Origin of the sequence: Mesorhizobium neociceri (assembly GCF_013520985.1) — a bacterium.
Taxonomy (GTDB): domain Bacteria; phylum Pseudomonadota; class Alphaproteobacteria; order Rhizobiales; family Rhizobiaceae; genus Mesorhizobium; species Mesorhizobium neociceri.
On record NZ_JACDTY010000007.1, the window covers coordinates 207,668 to 221,980 of the forward strand.

General features: G+C 62.1%; 16 protein-coding genes. 6 read left to right on the forward strand and 10 right to left on the reverse strand.

Features of this window, described 5'->3' with window-relative positions; genetic code table 11:
* Positions 1–432: 432 nt before the first annotated feature.
* Complete coding sequence (locus tag H0241_RS16580) at positions 433–930, forward strand: methyltransferase family protein (RefSeq protein ID WP_181058730.1); 498 nt, start codon at positions 433–435, stop codon at positions 928–930.
* A 22-nt stretch (positions 931–952) separates the two neighbouring features.
* Here the strand turns inward: H0241_RS16580 and H0241_RS16585 are convergent, their stop codons facing one another.
* The gene (locus H0241_RS16585; protein WP_181058731.1) at positions 953–1,849 is read right to left on the reverse strand and encodes a LysR family transcriptional regulator; all 897 of its coding nucleotides are present in this window, start codon (positions 1,847–1,849) and stop codon (positions 953–955) included.
* Positions 1,850–1,929: 80 nt separating this feature from the next.
* On the reverse strand, positions 1,930–2,904 hold the full coding sequence (gene trxB / locus H0241_RS16590) for a thioredoxin-disulfide reductase (protein WP_181058732.1): 975 nt from the start codon (positions 2,902–2,904) through the stop codon (positions 1,930–1,932).
* Positions 2,905–3,160: 256 nt separating this feature from the next.
* On the opposite strand from trxB, the gene H0241_RS16595 reads away from it, so the two are divergent.
* Entirely contained in the window at positions 3,161–3,637 is a 477-nt protein-coding gene (locus H0241_RS16595) for an Lrp/AsnC family transcriptional regulator (RefSeq protein WP_142869170.1), read from the forward strand.
* Between the two features lie 43 nt (positions 3,638–3,680).
* Here the strand turns inward: H0241_RS16595 and H0241_RS16600 are convergent, their stop codons facing one another.
* The 6 genes from H0241_RS16600 to H0241_RS16625 form a co-directional block, all read right to left on the reverse strand.
* Complete coding sequence (locus H0241_RS16600) at positions 3,681–4,661, reverse strand: phosphodiester glycosidase family protein (RefSeq protein WP_235984311.1); 981 nt, start codon at positions 4,659–4,661, stop codon at positions 3,681–3,683.
* Positions 4,662–4,879: 218 nt separating this feature from the next.
* Positions 4,880–5,533 carry a D-glycero-alpha-D-manno-heptose-1,7-bisphosphate 7-phosphatase gene (locus tag H0241_RS16605; protein ID WP_181058733.1) on the reverse strand — a complete coding sequence of 218 codons (654 nt, stop codon included), beginning with the start codon at positions 5,531–5,533 and terminating at the stop codon, positions 4,880–4,882.
* Positions 5,526–6,098 carry a D-sedoheptulose-7-phosphate isomerase gene (locus tag H0241_RS16610; protein WP_181058734.1) on the reverse strand — a complete coding sequence of 191 codons (573 nt, stop codon included), beginning with the start codon at positions 6,096–6,098 and terminating at the stop codon, positions 5,526–5,528. Before H0241_RS16610 ends, H0241_RS16605 begins: the two co-directional genes overlap by 8 nt.
* An 8-nt stretch (positions 6,099–6,106) precedes the next feature.
* Complete coding sequence (rfaE1, locus tag H0241_RS16615; protein ID WP_181058735.1) at positions 6,107–7,600, reverse strand: D-glycero-beta-D-manno-heptose-7-phosphate kinase; 1,494 nt, start codon at positions 7,598–7,600, stop codon at positions 6,107–6,109.
* Positions 7,601–7,724: 124 nt separating this feature from the next.
* Positions 7,725–8,357 (reverse strand): LysE family translocator, encoded by a 633-nt coding sequence (locus tag H0241_RS16620; RefSeq protein ID WP_181058736.1) that lies wholly within the window; start codon positions 8,355–8,357, stop codon positions 7,725–7,727.
* Positions 8,358–8,737: 380 nt separating this feature from the next.
* Positions 8,738–8,974 carry a type II toxin-antitoxin system Phd/YefM family antitoxin gene (locus tag H0241_RS16625; RefSeq protein ID WP_181058737.1) on the reverse strand — a complete coding sequence of 79 codons (237 nt, stop codon included), beginning with the start codon at positions 8,972–8,974 and terminating at the stop codon, positions 8,738–8,740.
* 135 nt (positions 8,975–9,109) lie between these two features.
* On the opposite strand from H0241_RS16625, the gene rfaD reads away from it, so the two are divergent.
* Genes rfaD through waaC form a run of 3 tightly spaced genes read left to right on the forward strand, consistent with a single transcriptional unit; the run spans position 9,110 to position 12,017 of the window.
* Positions 9,110–10,060, forward strand: coding sequence for an ADP-glyceromanno-heptose 6-epimerase (gene rfaD / locus H0241_RS16630; protein ID WP_181058738.1), 951 nt, complete (start codon positions 9,110–9,112; stop codon positions 10,058–10,060).
* On the forward strand, positions 10,033–11,040 hold the full coding sequence (gene waaF / locus H0241_RS16635) for a lipopolysaccharide heptosyltransferase II (RefSeq protein WP_181058739.1): 1,008 nt from the start codon (positions 10,033–10,035) through the stop codon (positions 11,038–11,040). The genes rfaD and waaF overlap by 28 nt, the downstream gene beginning before the upstream one ends.
* Positions 11,037–12,017, forward strand: a complete 981-nt coding sequence (gene waaC / locus H0241_RS16640; protein ID WP_181058740.1) for a lipopolysaccharide heptosyltransferase I — start codon at positions 11,037–11,039, stop codon at positions 12,015–12,017. Before waaF ends, waaC begins: the two co-directional genes overlap by 4 nt.
* Positions 12,018–12,252: 235 nt before the next feature.
* On the opposite strand, the gene greA is transcribed toward waaC, so the two are convergent.
* Complete coding sequence (greA, locus tag H0241_RS16645) at positions 12,253–12,726, reverse strand: transcription elongation factor GreA (protein ID WP_181058741.1); 474 nt, start codon at positions 12,724–12,726, stop codon at positions 12,253–12,255.
* Between the two features lie 287 nt (positions 12,727–13,013).
* On the reverse strand, positions 13,014–13,550 hold the full coding sequence (locus H0241_RS16650) for a tetratricopeptide repeat protein (RefSeq protein ID WP_181058742.1): 537 nt from the start codon (positions 13,548–13,550) through the stop codon (positions 13,014–13,016).
* A 220-nt stretch (positions 13,551–13,770) separates the two neighbouring features.
* Here H0241_RS16650 and H0241_RS16655 point away from each other — a divergent pair, with 220 nt between their 5' ends.
* Positions 13,771–14,196: a DUF3775 domain-containing protein gene (locus tag H0241_RS16655; protein ID WP_181058743.1), complete on the forward strand. Its 426-nt coding sequence runs from the start codon at positions 13,771–13,773 to the stop codon at positions 14,194–14,196.
* Positions 14,197–14,313 lie beyond the last annotated feature (117 nt).

Consider the following 14,313-nt stretch of genomic DNA (forward strand, 5'->3'; position numbering starts at 1 on the left):
CTGATCGGTTTTTTTCGGCGGTTGCGGCAGGCCTGAAAACAAAAAAGCCGGATCAACGAAGATCCGGCTGAGTTTGATTGGAAGTGCCTGTTAAGGCTAACCTCCAGAGGGGAACACTCGAGGGCGCTAATGGGAGGAGAACGCGCCCAGGAGATGATCTATATATGTGCTCATCATGCCCAAGAAACAAGCATCTATTTTGCAACACACGCATGCAAAAAGGCGCAGGCTGTGGTCTAACCCATTTTGGGGCCCGATAGGACCAGAAAAAGACTTCAAATGGCCTGCGCGAACGGCCCATTGCTGTCAAGGGACCATCACTGGGCCTGATTTCCGCGCCGAAACGCAAGAAACTGGAATGACGTCGAATCGAGCAGAGCGCGGTTATTTTTGCAGCATCGGACCGGGATAGGGTCGGCGAGGAGACCTGAAATGCGGACAGCTCAGGCGATTGCCGGCAGCGCGGTCTTCTTCATCGCCGCACCTTGCATCGTCGCCGGTGTGGTGCCCTGGCTGCTGACCGACCACTACCATCTGCCGCTATCGACTGTGCCGGGCTTCGTTCCGCTCGGCTGGCTTCTGATCCTCGCGGCAATCGCCCTGCTCGTTCATTCCTTTGCCCGCTTTGCGCTCGAAGGCCTCGGCACGCCGGCACCTGTCGCACCCACCGAGAGACTGGTGATCGGCGGCATCTACCGCCATGTCCGCAACCCGATGTATGTCGCCGTGCTGTCGATCATCCTCGGCCAGGCGCTGCTGTTTTCGAGCTGGACCGTCGTCGCCTATGCCGTCATCGGCGCGATCGCCATGGGCTCCTTTGTGAAGCTTTACGAAGAGCCGACACTGGCCAGCCGCTACGGCGCCGAATACGAGACCTACCGCCGCAACGTCCCCGGCTGGCTGCCGCGGCTGACGCCGTGGCGGGGGTAAGCAGCACCTCCCAAGGGCATGTTTAAAACGACCAGCTGCGCGCTTTGGCGATGATGAAATCCCGGAACACGTGCAGCTTGGCCTGGTTCTTCATCGCGTCGGGATAGGCGAAATAGGTGTCGAAGGACGGCACCTCGGTCTCTGGCAGCAGCTGCACCAGATCCGACTCCTTGGAGATCACATAGTCGGGCAGCATGGCAATGCCGGCGCCGCCCTGCACGGCGCGCTTGATCGATAAGATGTCGTTGATTTGCAGCGTCGGCACCCTTTGCCCGCCTTCGAAATCGCCGATCGTTTCCAGCCAGTTCAGCTCCGACAGATGCGACGGCACCGGCACGCCGAAGGTGACGATGCGATGGTTCTTCAGGTCTGCGACCGAGGTCGGCTTGCCGTGTTTGCCGACATAGGCCGGCGAGGCATAGAGGTGGAAATGCACCGTGAACAGGCGGCGCTGGATCAGGTCGGGCTGCTGCGGCTGGCGCAGCCTGATCGCGCAATCGGCCTGGCGCATGGTGAGGTCGAGTTCCTCATTGGCGAGGATCAGCTGCAGGCTGATTTCCGGATAGAGCTCGATGAATTCCTGCACCCGCTCGGTCAGCCAGCCGGCGCCGAGCCCGACTGTCGTCGTCACCCTGAGCACGCCGGACGGCCGATCCTTGGCCTCGGTCAGCCGCGACTTGATGGTCTCCAGCTTCATCAGCACGTCATGGGCCGTGCGGAACAGCATCTCGCCCTGCTCGGTCAGCACCAGGCCGCGGGCATGCCGGTTGAATAGCGGCACGCCGACATCGTGTTCGAGCGCGCTGACCTGGCGTGAAATCGCCGATTGCGACAGATGCAATGTCTCGGCGGCATGGGTAAACGACCCAGCCTCCGCCGCAGCGTGAAACACGCGAAGCTTGTCCCAGTCCAACGCCATTGAGTTCCCCTCGTTCTGTTTTTGGCGTCTGAATGAAAAATCAGGCTTTTGAACGGCTTGCTCCGCCGTCTTGATAGATTTTATTCCGCCGCTTCGCGGAGCACCTCGATGCCGGCCAGGTATTTTTCCGCCTCGAGCGCGGCCATGCAGCCAAGCCCGGCGGCGGTCACCGCCTGGCGGTAGATGTCGTCGGTCACGTCGCCGGCGGCGAACACGCCGGGTACGTCGGTGCGGGTCGAATTCGGCGCCGTCCACAGATAGCCGTTCGGCTTCTGCTTCAGCTTGCCGACAAACAGCTCCACCGCCGGCGCATGGCCGATCGCCACGAACACGCCGTCGACCTTGAGATGGCTGATCTCCCCGGTCACCGCATTCCTGAGCTTCAGCCCTTCGACCGAAGGCGGCAGCGGTGTCTTGCCGGGCCGGCCGGTGATCTCGTCGACGATCGTATCCCAGATGACGCGGACATTGTCCTTCTTCAACAGCCGCTCACGCAGGATGCGCTCGGCGCGGAAATCGTTGCGCCGGTGGATGACGGTCACGCTCTTCGCCAGATTGGAGAGGTAGAGCGCCTCCTCCACCGCCGAATTGCCGCCGCCTATGACAGCGACATCCTTGCCGCGATAGAAGAAGCCGTCGCAGGTGGCACATGCCGAGACGCCGAAACCCATGAAGGTCTGTTCGGTCGGGATGCCCAACCACTTCGCCTGCGCGCCGGTGGCGATGATCAGCGCGTCGGCCGTGTAGATGGTGCCGGAATCGCCTTTGGCTCGGAACGGCCGCACGTTGAGATCGACCTCGGTGATTATGTCGTTGATGATGTCGGTGCCGACATGCTCGGCCTGTTTCAGCATCTGTTCCATCAGCCAAGGACCCTGGATCGGATCGGCGAAGCCGGGATAGTTTTCGACATCGGTGGTGATCATCAGCTGGCCGCCCTGCTGCAGGCCGGCGACGAGCACCGGCTTCAGCATGGCGCGCGCGGCATAAACCGCGGCGGTATAGCCGGCCGGGCCGGAACCGATGATGAGAACAGGCGCGTGCTTAGTGGTCATCTAAAGCCTCTGCGGGGCAGACAATCGAGTGTGCCTTGGAAAAAGACGTGAAATGTCGCTGGTAATGTAAGGGTTGCCAACCACGCCAGCAAGACGGACAGGCCGTCGTCCCCGGAAAGCTTCGGCCCACAGGCTTATTCGTGCAATCACCGCTTTCGTTACCGCCCGAAAATCGCCTGACCAAGGGCTGGCATCGCCACAAAAGTCGTTTAATGACGAGATCGCGAAAGATTCTTGCGCTTAAGCTGAGACAGCCATGCCCCTGAAAGCCGACCTCGACGCCATCGACTGGAAGATCCTGCGCGAGCTTCAGGCCGACGGGCGCATGACCAATGTCGAACTGTCGAGCCGCGTCGGCATTTCCGCCCCGCCTTGCCTGCGCCGTGTCCGTCGGCTGGAGGAGACCGGCATCATCCGCGGCTACCGCGCCTTGCTCAACGCGCCGGCGCTCGGCATGGATGTCGTCGCCTTCTGCCTGATCGGCCTGCACCACCAGGCTGATGCCGAGCTCAAAACCTTCGCCGAGCGCACCCGCGGCTGGCCGATCGTGCGCGACGCCTGGATGGTGTCGGGCGAATCCGACTTTCTGCTGCATTGCGTGGCGAGCGATCTCGGCACCTTCCAGACCTTCGTCATCGAGCAACTCGCCTCGGCGCCCAATGTCGACACGGTGCGTACCGCGCTCACCATCCGCCGCGTCAAGGACGAAGGGCTGGTAGCGTTCAGCGCTTGATCGGGATCATTCTCGCGGCCAGTCAGGCCAAGGGCAGCACGTGCTATCTGCGTTCCACGGTGAGAACGACAGGCATTCCCCAGGCCACGTCCAGCGGAGCCTGAAGAAGCGATACCTTGCCATCCACGACCTGGGCTTCCCACCTCGCATAGTGCTTCAGGTGATAGTTTCCGGAGCGAACGCTCAGACCGGCGATCGGCCCGCCATCAAGATTCAATGCCGTCTTGAGCTCAAGTTCAGCCTCGAGAAGGAAATTTGCCAGCCTGTCCAATGAGAAGAAGGCATCCTTGGTCGAACCGACGATGATCCGGCCCTGACGGTCTTCCGCGATAAACGTTCGGTTCGCCAGCCAGTTGCTCTTGGCGCGGACATTGTTGCGGCCGTCCTCGCCAACAAGCAGCGGATAGGAAACCATGGCGTTTTCAGCATTTTCCAGGACTGCGCGCCAGTCGCGCCCGGCCAGATCGACTACCTGCGTGCCAGAGGCATTCGCAACCCATGCCCCAGCCTTGGCATCGTACTCATCAGGTCCGAGCCTGTCGCCCTTGCTGATAAAGGGCGTGTCGGCTTCGCCCTTAAGTCCGAAATAGCTGCCATTGACGATTAGAACGGTGCCGCACGCGCCGTCGGGATCGAGTGCCGCTTCCCACTGATCGATGTCCTTGGCACCACTGGGCTCGTTATGGGCGACGAAACCGAATTTGGCTGGATCGAAACGGTTGAGATAGAGCCTGTCAATTTCACGATCGCCCGCCATGACGGGGATTTCTCTGACCTGGAATCCGGGCTCGGTTTCGCTCCATGAGCTGGCTCCAGCGGTCACGCCAGGAATTTCCGGCTTCAAGGCAAGCCGCATGGCAGGCGAGAGACGCGCATCATCGGGTGCAACGGTGACCCAATAGCTTCCGCCTCGGCGAAGAAGAACATTAAGCCCATACACGCCGTGTTTTTGCCAAACATACCCCACGGCTGAAAGCACAGCCAACGTTGACAAGACAACGGCAATAGAGATCGCTTTCTTCAATGAATTCCCCCTCATTCTTCGATAGACTGACATCTGCAAATTTCTTGCTTGAATGATGTCTGATCTCTGCAGTTTTTCCGCAAAAAGCGCGTAGCTCTTCCCTGGGGGAATTGCTCAAAAGCAAAGAACGGCGCGACTCACCGTCTCTGTGAAACGATGAGAAGATTCAGGTAAGTTATTGAGATTGCTGCGGGGGAACAGATCGGGAAAGGGGCCGGCTAGCTCAGTCTCGACCCGAGCGACTCGACCGCCGCCAGCAGCCCTCCCAGATCGCCGGGGTTGCGCAGCGGCAGAACCTCGAAGCCCGGTTCGTTGGCCCCCTCGCCGTCGACCAGCCAGCCACGCTCCAGGCCGGCGCGCTGCCCCGCTTCCATGTCCGCCGGCTTGTCACCGACGATCAGCGAACGTTTGAGATCGAGGCCAAGACGCGTCCGCGCCTCCAACAACATGCCCGGATTGGGCTTGCGCATCGGGTGATCGGCGATGGCTAGTGGCCCGTTGCCTGCCTCGTGATAGGCGCAGGCCAGAACCATGTCGACGAAGGCATTGTCGTCGGCAAGCAGTTCGAGAACCCGGCCGTTGACGGCGGCAAATTCCTTCCAGCCGAAATAGCCGCGCGCAATGCCGGACTGGTTGGTGACGATGACCACCGGAATGTTGCCCCGGTTGGCCGCAGCAATCACCGGCATGATGCCCTCGCGCAGCACCATTTTGGCTGGATCGTCGGGATAGCCGGTATCGACATTGATGGTGCCATCGCGGTCGAGGAACAGCGCCGGCGTCCCGGCTGAAAAGACCCGCGAACCGACCCGCTCGACCCACAGGCCGGGCTCTGCCAGCGGGTATGGACCGGAGGTGCTGGTGTCAGCCATCGCTGAGACGCGCTTCGACCACTTCGCAGAGATAGTGATAAAGGCACAGATGCCCCTGCTGGATGATCGGCGTCGAGGTCGAGGGCACGTTGAGCAGGATGTCTGTAAGCGGCTTGAGCTTGCCGCCGGTGTCGCCGGTCAGGCTGATCACGGTCATGTCCATCATCCGCGCCTGTTCGGCGGCGGCAAGAATGCTCGGCGAATTGCCGCTCGTCGAGATCGCCAAAAGCACGCCGCCGGCCGCGCCATGCGCCTCGACCTGGCGTGAAAACACCGTATCGAAACCGTAGTCATTGCCCCATGCCGTCAGCACCGCTGCATTGGCCGGCAGCGCGATGACATTGTAGGCTTTGCGCTCCTTCAGGAAGCGGCCGACCAGTTCGCCGGCAATATGGATGGCGTCACTAGCCGAGCCGCCATTGCCGCAGATCAGCAATGCCTTTCCAGAAGAAAGGGCGGTGACGACAGCCACTGCCGCCCGCTCCATCTCGCCGGTCAGGTCGCGCTCGACCATCGCGTTGATGGCAGCCGCCGAGCGGACCAGGTAATCGTTCAGTCCCGACATGAAATCCCTCAGTTGGTGGCGCCGCCGGCGCGCAATTTGCCGATGGTGCCGGTGGTGCTCTTGCCGGCGACGAGATCGACCAGCACGACGCGTCCGCCCGCTTTCTGCACCACATCGGCACCGACCACGGTTTCGACGGTGTAGTCGGCGCCCTTGACCAGTATGTCGGGCAGCAGCGCCTCGATCAGCGCCAGCGGCGTGTCCTCCTCGAACACCACAACTGCATCGACCGACGCCAGGGCCGCGAGCACGCAGGCGCGGTCATGCTGATCGTTGACCGGACGGCCCGGTCCCTTCAGCCTGCGCACCGAGGCATCGCTGTTGAGGCCGAGCACCAACCGGTCGCATTGGCTGCGCGCCGCATGCAGCAGGCTGACATGGCCGGCATGCAATATGTCGAAGCAGCCATTGGCGAAGCCGACGCTGAGGCCCTCGTCCTTCCACGCCGCGACCATGCGAGCTGCCGATGCCGCATCGAGAATGGCGTCCTTGTGCGCGGTCGGCCCATGCGAGCGGAACAGGGCGCCGGTGAGTTCCTCGACCGTCAGCCGTACCGTGCCGCGTTTGCCCACCACCACGCCGCCGGCGGCATTGGCGATGGATGCGGCCATGACGCGATCGGCGCCCGCGGCCAGAGCCAGCGCGAAGCTCGCGATCACCGTGTCGCCGGCACCTGAAACGTCGAACACCTCACGCGCCTGGGTGGCGATGTGGCGCGCCTCATCGGGGCCTACGACGCTCATGCCCTTTTCGCTGCGGGTGGCGACGACGAAGTCGAAGCCATGCGCGGCAATCAATTCGCGTGCCGCAGCTACGATCTCGTCATCGGCAAAAACCGGATGACCGACCGCTTCGCCAAGTTCTTTGCGGTTCGGGGTGATGGCGGTCGCCCCGGCATAGCACGCATAGTCGCGGCCCTTCGGATCGACCAGCACCGGCTTTCCCGCCTCGCGGCAGATGGCGATCAGTTCGGCGGCGACGCCGTCGAGCAAAATGCCCTTGCCATAGTCGGACAGGATGACGATGTCCGCGCGGGTCAGTGCGTCCCGAAAATGCCGAATCAGGCCGGCCCGTTCCTTGTCGTCGAGCGGCTTGATCTCTTCCTCGTCGAAGCGCAGCACCTGCTGGTTGAGCGCGCTGAAGCGGCTCTTCGACGACGTCATGCGGTCCCGCGCCTGCGCCAGGCCAGCTGTATCGGCGCCGAGTTCACCGAGCATCCGCACAAGGTTGTCACCCGCCACATCGGTGCCGATGACTGAGACGGGGATAGCGCTGGCACCCAGCGAGACGATATTGGCCACGACATTGCCGGCGCCGCCCATCGTCGAGGTCTCGCCACGACCGTGCAGAACCGGGATCGGCGCTTCCGGTGAGATCCGCTCGATGACGCCGTTGACGAAACGGTCGAGGATGAAGTCACCGACCACCAGCACGGCGACGTCGCCAAAGCGGGCAATGGCGCGATGCAAGGGTTCGGGAGAAGGCGGATTGTGCTTGATCATGTCACTGGCAATGCGAGGGAAAGGCCGATCTCAATCACGCTGAAAATTGTCAATTTACGGGCCGGATCGTTCATGGCGAAGCCGATATACCGCAAATCCACGCAGCGCAACGTCAGGGCAGCCGTCAGCTCTTCTGCAGGGCGACGTGGACGCCCAGTCCGACCAGCACCGCGCCGCCCGCCCGCTGCATCATGCGTTGCGCACGGCTCGAACGCCGCAACCGGCCGATGACCGCACCAGCCAGGAACACGCAGACGATATCGGCCGAGGAAAACATCAGATTGACGATGGTGCCCAGCACGACGAACTGCAGCCAGACCGGGAAGGCCGCCGAGGCATCGATGAACTGTGGCAGGAACGCCATGAAGAAGATCGCCGTCTTTGGATTGAGCACCTCGACGGTGATGCTCTCGAAAAAGGCGCGGCGCGCCGATTTGCGCTCCAGAATAGGCAGCGCCGTGTCGCCCTCCCCGCGCTTGCGGAACAGGGACACGCCGAGCCAGATCAGATAGAGCGCGCCGATCAGCTTGACCGCCATGTAGAGTGGCGGCACGGCGTGGAACAGCACCGACAGCCCGGCGGCAGCGGCGAAGACATGGAAATAACCGCCGAGATGGATGCCAAGTGCAGCCGTCAGCCCCGACCAGCGCCCGCGCGCCATGGTCTGCGCGGCGGCATAGAGCATCGCCGGACCCGGAATGTAGGCAAAGATCGCCGTGGTGGCGAAAAACGCAATGAGCAGTTCGGTCGACGGCATTCTTTTGCTCCTGATGAATGATTGCATTTCTGGCGGGCTACGTCTCACTGCCCTCATATCCATCCATATTGGTCCATCCATATTGGCGATATCACGGATATGGATATCTTCGAACTCGACCAACTATCTTACCAGGCGTTGGCGCTGCCCCTCACCTGCCTGCCGGCATCCTCTCCCCGTATAGTGACGGGGAGAGGGGCGCTCTCATCGATGGTTTCGCCATCGCCAGCGTTGCAAGAAAAGCGGCAGGTTGCGGCCAATACCCTTCTCCCCGTCAATATACGGGGAGAAGGTGCCGGCAGGCGGATGAGGGGCGGCGCTGACTTCACGTGATTGTCGGCAATCAACCCATAGCGACTGCACTGCTGGCGGCGGCGGCTTTAGTCACGATCCAACTCTCGAGAGTACTCTTCAAGCATCTCGACATGTTCGGGAGGAGCATCCTTGGCGGCGTAGGCGCGGCGGCTGTCGTTGACGAAGCGAGCCTGGTAAGCCTCGATACTCATCAGGACGTATCTCGGCTTGTTGTGACGGGTGATGGAGACCGGTTGCTGGCTGGCAGCCGCAAGCACGTCTCCGAGATTCTGTTTCAGATCGGTAGATGGATAATGCTTCATGGGTACTCCGTTTTGCACACAATAGACAAAACAGACAAAATAGACAAGAACGGAATGGAAGGGTGGCCGACACTTCATCGACAGTCCGGCTGGCCTCCCTTATAAGGACCGGAATCGCAGCAACCAGAGGCCTTCATGATCATCGTCACGGGCGGCGCCGGCATGATCGGCTCCAACATCGTCGCCGCACTCAATGCCGAAGGCCATGACGACATCCTCGTCGTCGATGACCTCACCGATGGCCACAAGATCGCCAATCTGGCTGATCTCAAGATAGCCGACTATCTCGACAAGGACGAATTCCTGCCCCGCATCGAAGCCGGCGACCTCGGCCGCGTCGAGGCCGTTTTCCACCAGGGCGCCTGCTCGACCACCACCGAGTGGAACGGCAAGTTCATGATGGAGGTGAACTACGCCTATTCGAAACGGCTGCTGCATGCTTGCCTGTCGCTGCGCCTGCCCTTCCTCTATGCCTCCTCGGCTTCCGTCTATGGCGGCGGCTCGGAGTTTCGCGAGGATCCGGCGCTTGAGCGGCCGCTCAACGTCTACGCCTATTCGAAGAAATTGTTCGACGACTATGTCAGGCGCACCGTCTTCGATAGCGATCATTCGCAGGTCGCCGGTCTGCGCTATTTCAACGTCTACGGACCGCGCGAGGCGCACAAGGGCGCAATGGCTTCGGTCGCTTTCCATCTGTTCAACCAGGTCGAGCGGGGCGAAAACCCAAAATTGTTCGGCGCTTATGACGGTTTTGGACCAGGCGAGCAGAGCCGCGACTTCATCCATGTCGGCGACGTCGCCGACGTCAATCTGTGGCTGTGGAAGCGAGGCTCTAGCGGCATCTTCAACTGCGGCACCGGCCGCGCCCAGCCGTTCCGCGCCATTGCCGAAACCGTCATCGACACGCTGGGCAAGGGCGAGATCGAATTCATAGAATTCCCCGACCATCTCAAGGGCAGCTACCAGAGTTTTACCCAGGCTGATATGTCCCGCTTGCGCGCAGCCGGCTATAATGGGCAATTCCGCACCGTGGAAACCGGCGTCAGAGACTATGTCGAATGGCTGAAAGCCCAACGATCCTCGTGATCGGCCCACGCTGGGTGGGCGACATGGTCATGGCGCAGTGCCTGTTCTCGGCGCTGAAAGAACTCCATCCCAACGCCGCCATCGACGTGCTGGCCCCGGCCTGGGCGGCACCCTTGGTCAAGCGCATGCCCGAACTGCGCCAGCAGATCGATTTCCCCCTAAAACCCGGCGCGCTCGAATTCACCATTCGCCGCCGCTTCGGCCGCCTGCTGCGCGGCCGCTACGACATGGCGTATGTCCTGCCGGGAAGCTGGAAATCGGCGCTGATCCCCTTCTTCGCCCGCATCCCGCGCCGCTTCGGCAATTTGCGCGAAATGCGCTATGGCCTGCTGACCGACATCGTGCCGCTGCCCGAGGCCGTCAAGCGGCGCACCGCGCAAGCCTATTTCGGCCTTGCCCAGGGCGGACATTTCCGGCCGCCGCAGCTGACCGTCGATGCGAGCAATCAGGGCGAGCTTCTCGCCCGCTTCGACCTGCAGCCGGGAAAATTCGTCGCCATGATGCCCGGCGCCGAATTCGGCCCGGCCAAGCGCTGGCCGAGCGAAAGCTATGCCGGCCTCGCCCGCGAGATGATGGCGAAAGGCTTTCGGGTAGCGCTCTTCGGCTCGAAGAATGACCGCGACGTCACCGCCGAGATCGCAGCACTCGCGCCCGGTGTCGTCGATCTGGCAGGGAAAACGCGGCTGGAAGACGCCATCGACCTTATCGCCGCAGCGCGGCTGGCGGTGTCCAACGACAGCGGGCTGATGCATGTCGCGGCCGCCGTCGGCACGCCGATCGTTGCCGTCTACGGCTCGACCTCGCCGGAAAACACGCCGCCGCTCGCCGAGCAGCGCGAACTGATCTGGCTGCATTTGTCCTGCTCGCCTTGCCACCAGAAGACCTGCCCACTCGGCCATCTCAACTGCCTGAAGACGCTGGATGTCGCGAAGGTTGCAGCGGCGGCGGACCGTTTGCTGGAACTTCCGGCCGTCGCATGAAGGTGCTGATCTTCAAGACATCGTCGATGGGCGACGTCATCCACACCTTCCCCGCTGTCGAGGATGCGCGCCGCAAGCGCCCTGATATCTCCTTCGACTGGTGCGTCGAAGAGGCTTTTGCCGGCATCGTCGCGCTGCATCCGGCGATAGCAAAGATCCATACCGTCGCCATCCGGCGCTGGCGCAAGCATCTGTTCAACGCCGGCACATGGCGAGAGGCGACAAGCTTGCGCCGCGCTCTGCAAGCAGGCGGGTACGACCTCGTCATCGATGCGCAGGGGCTGCTGAAATCGGCCCTGGTGGCGAAACAGGCAGCGGCACCAATCGCCGGCTTCGACCGCGCAAGCGCTCGTGAGCCCTCGGCGACGCTGTTTTACCAGCGCAAATACCCCATGCCTCGTGACCTGCACGCCATCGAGCGCACACGGAGGCTGTTCGGGCTGGCGCTGGGCTACGAGCCCGATCTTTCAACGCTGGCGTCAGGCATCGTGCCGCCGCTGGGCGGCTTAGCCGGCATTGACGGCAAGACGGCCTTCCTGCTGCACGGCACCAGCCGCGAGGACAAGAAATGGCCGGCCGAAGACTGGATCGGAGCCGCCCGCCTGCTGGCTGAACGGGGAATGACGCCAGTCACCACATGGTCGAACGAGCGCGAGAAGGCCGTCGCCGAGGCGATCGCCAGGACCGTGCCGTCAACAATCGTGATGCCCAAATCACCGCTGGCAGACATCGCCGCCATCCTCGGCCGCTCGACGCTGGTCATCGGCGCCGACACTGGCCTAACCCACCTCGCCGCCGCCTTCGGCCTGCCAACGGTCGCAGTGTTCCTGGCGACGGAGCCGAGTTTGACCGGCCCACGCGGAGCGTATGCGTCAACGTTGATGGCGGCGGCTGGTGGGCGAATGGCACCTGCGGAGGTCGTAGCCGAGGCGGAAAGGCTGCTGAAGCTCTGTCAGGTCAATGCCGACAAGGCCTGATTTAGTTATTTCGATCAGTCAGCGCTGCCCCTCATTGCCCTGCCAGGCATTTCTCCCCGTGAACGGGGAGAAAGAGGCTGGCCGCAACGCTGGCGCCGTCCTTGCAACGTCGAAAACGGGCGAAACCATCGATGACTGCGTCCTTCTCCCCGTTCACGGGGAGAAGATGGCGGCAGCCAGATGAGGGGCGGCGCCAACCTCAGCTCAAAAAGCGCAGGTCAGGCGTGAACTTGCCCTAAATAAACTGCACCTGGACGATCTCATAACCCCGTGCGCCGCCGGGCGCATTGACCTCGATGGCGTCGCCTACTTCCTTGCCGATGAGTGCGCGCGCAATCGGCGACGAGATCGAGATACGGCCCGATTTCACGTCCGCTTCCTGGTCGCCGACGATCTGGTAGGTCTTCTTCTCCTCGGTGTCCTCGTCGACCAGCACGACGGTCGCGCCGAACTTGACCTTGTCGCCGCTGAGCTTGGTGACATCGATCACCTCGGCGCGCGCGATATAGTCTTCGAGCTCGTTGACGCGGCCCTCATTGAGGCTCTGCGACTCCTTGGCGGCATGATATTCGGCATTTTCGGACAGGTCGCCATGCGAGCGCGCTTCGGAGATCGCCTCGATGATGCGCGGCCGCTCTTCCTGCTGACGCCAACGCAGTTCTTCCTTCAATGACGCGAACCCCTCGCCTGTCATCGGGACCTTGTTCATGATGCCTGACCTTTCCTGCCGCCACCCCCGCATTTCGGGGAAAGCCTTGTCGATGGGTACAAAAAGAAAACGGGTCCGGAAGCCTCGGGCTAACGGAACCGTTTCACCGCAATTTCCCCCAATATAGCGATCTTCGCGCGCTTTTCACGCTGAAAAAGCGGGCTTTTGAAAAATCATGGTCCGATTGTGCAGTTGCCGCCACGGCATGCGCGCTGTGTTGCGGCTGCGACAACAAAAAGCCGGCTGCGATTGCTCGCAGCCGGCCCAAAGAAGCCGTTGGGGTGGGGTCAGCTTCTCATGAAATGGTAGATCTGCTCGGCCAGCATGCCGTATTCGCGCGAACCTTTGCCGGTGCGCTTCTCGATTTCGGCCAGCTGCTCCTGGGCGCCGGCCAGGTCGCCAATCTGCAGATGCGCCTCGCCGAGATATTCGCGCACCAGCGTATAATCGGGATTGATGCGCAGCGCTTCCTCGTAATAGCCGAGGCCGACCGTGACGCGGCCGGAATGGCGGTGCGAATAGCCGAGATAGTTGAGGATGCGCGGATCCTGCTTGTTCTCGGCCAGGCTGAGCACGGCGATCGCCTCATCATAGCGCCCTGCCATCGCCAGATCGTGGCCGGCCTCATAGATGTTGTTGTCGTCGAGCATGCCGTATTTCGGCGCGACGCACTTCTTCAGCTTCTTGTCCCAGACCTCGCCCTTCTTGCATTTCGTGCTCCCGCCGTCGCCGCCTCCGCCGCCCTCGCCGGCGGTAAATGCTGGCGCCGCAAACAGCGGCAGAGCGACAACAGCTAGAACTTGAATCAGCAAACGTCTGCGCATCGAAGCCTCCTTGAGGGATAATGATGAAATGCTAACGCCGGGCGGACACCATTTCATCCCGGAAAAGCCGCCGCCGTCAAAACTATTTCCCAAAACCCTCTTCAAAAGACAGGCGTGCGAGTCAAAATTCCGCCGGCGATGAGGCCAGCCGGCCGAAGGTGACGTGACGCGCGCTGCAAATCCGCTATCATCCTGGAAATGACCAGCGGAGTGCGCGAGAGTGCAACAGCGCCGTGAACGGGAATGGGAGCTATCGATCGGCCCGGACACCGTGCGGCTGTTCATTCTCAAGGCAAAGGGTCTGAGCGCTGCCGTCAACGAAGACTATACCGACGGCGCCGAGCATGAGGTCGAGTTCGACGGCGACACGCACGACAATCACCACCATGACGGCCTTGCCGAGGAAAGCGCGGAAAACCTCAGCGAAGAAGAGCTGCGCGAACTGATCAACGACCTCAATGTCGACGAGGCGGCCGAGCTCATCGCGCTGGCCTGGGTCGGCCGTGGCGACTATGACGCGGCGGAATGGGCCGATGCGGTTGCCGCCGCGCGCGAGCGCGCCAACAAGCGCACGGCAAAATATCTGCTCGGCATGCCGCTGCTGGCCGACTGGCTGGAGGAAGGGCTGGAGGCGATTGGCGCGTAACGCCGGGGTAACCGATCGTGATCGGGCGCCTGCGCTTTTCCCGGCAACCTCCGTAAGCCCGCGCCGTTTAGGGCCAATGGCGGCGCTTGTCTTTTCCAGAATATGCGGGTTGGCGCT

Coding starts and splice junctions, on each gene's coding strand:
- H0241_RS16580 (WP_181058730.1), top strand. CDS start 433: ATGCGGACAGCTCAGGCGATTGCCGGCAGCGCGGTCTTCTTCATCGCC.
- H0241_RS16585 (WP_181058731.1), bottom strand. CDS start 1,849: ATGGCGTTGGACTGGGACAAGCTTCGCGTGTTTCACGCTGCGGCGGAG.
- trxB (WP_181058732.1), bottom strand. CDS start 2,904: ATGACCACTAAGCACGCGCCTGTTCTCATCATCGGTTCCGGCCCGGCC.
- H0241_RS16595 (WP_142869170.1), top strand. CDS start 3,161: ATGCCCCTGAAAGCCGACCTCGACGCCATCGACTGGAAGATCCTGCGC.
- H0241_RS16605 (WP_181058733.1), bottom strand. CDS start 5,533: ATGGCTGACACCAGCACCTCCGGTCCATACCCGCTGGCAGAGCCCGGC.
- H0241_RS16610 (WP_181058734.1), bottom strand. CDS start 6,098: ATGTCGGGACTGAACGATTACCTGGTCCGCTCGGCGGCTGCCATCAAC.
- rfaE1 (WP_181058735.1), bottom strand. CDS start 7,600: ATGATCAAGCACAATCCGCCTTCTCCCGAACCCTTGCATCGCGCCATT.
- H0241_RS16620 (WP_181058736.1), bottom strand. CDS start 8,357: ATGCCGTCGACCGAACTGCTCATTGCGTTTTTCGCCACCACGGCGATC.
- H0241_RS16625 (WP_181058737.1), bottom strand. CDS start 8,974: ATGAAGCATTATCCATCTACCGATCTGAAACAGAATCTCGGAGACGTG.
- rfaD (WP_181058738.1), top strand. CDS start 9,110: ATGATCATCGTCACGGGCGGCGCCGGCATGATCGGCTCCAACATCGTC.
- waaF (WP_181058739.1), top strand. CDS start 10,033: ATGGCTGAAAGCCCAACGATCCTCGTGATCGGCCCACGCTGGGTGGGC.
- waaC (WP_181058740.1), top strand. CDS start 11,037: ATGAAGGTGCTGATCTTCAAGACATCGTCGATGGGCGACGTCATCCAC.
- greA (WP_181058741.1), bottom strand. CDS start 12,726: ATGAACAAGGTCCCGATGACAGGCGAGGGGTTCGCGTCATTGAAGGAA.
- H0241_RS16650 (WP_181058742.1), bottom strand. CDS start 13,550: ATGCGCAGACGTTTGCTGATTCAAGTTCTAGCTGTTGTCGCTCTGCCG.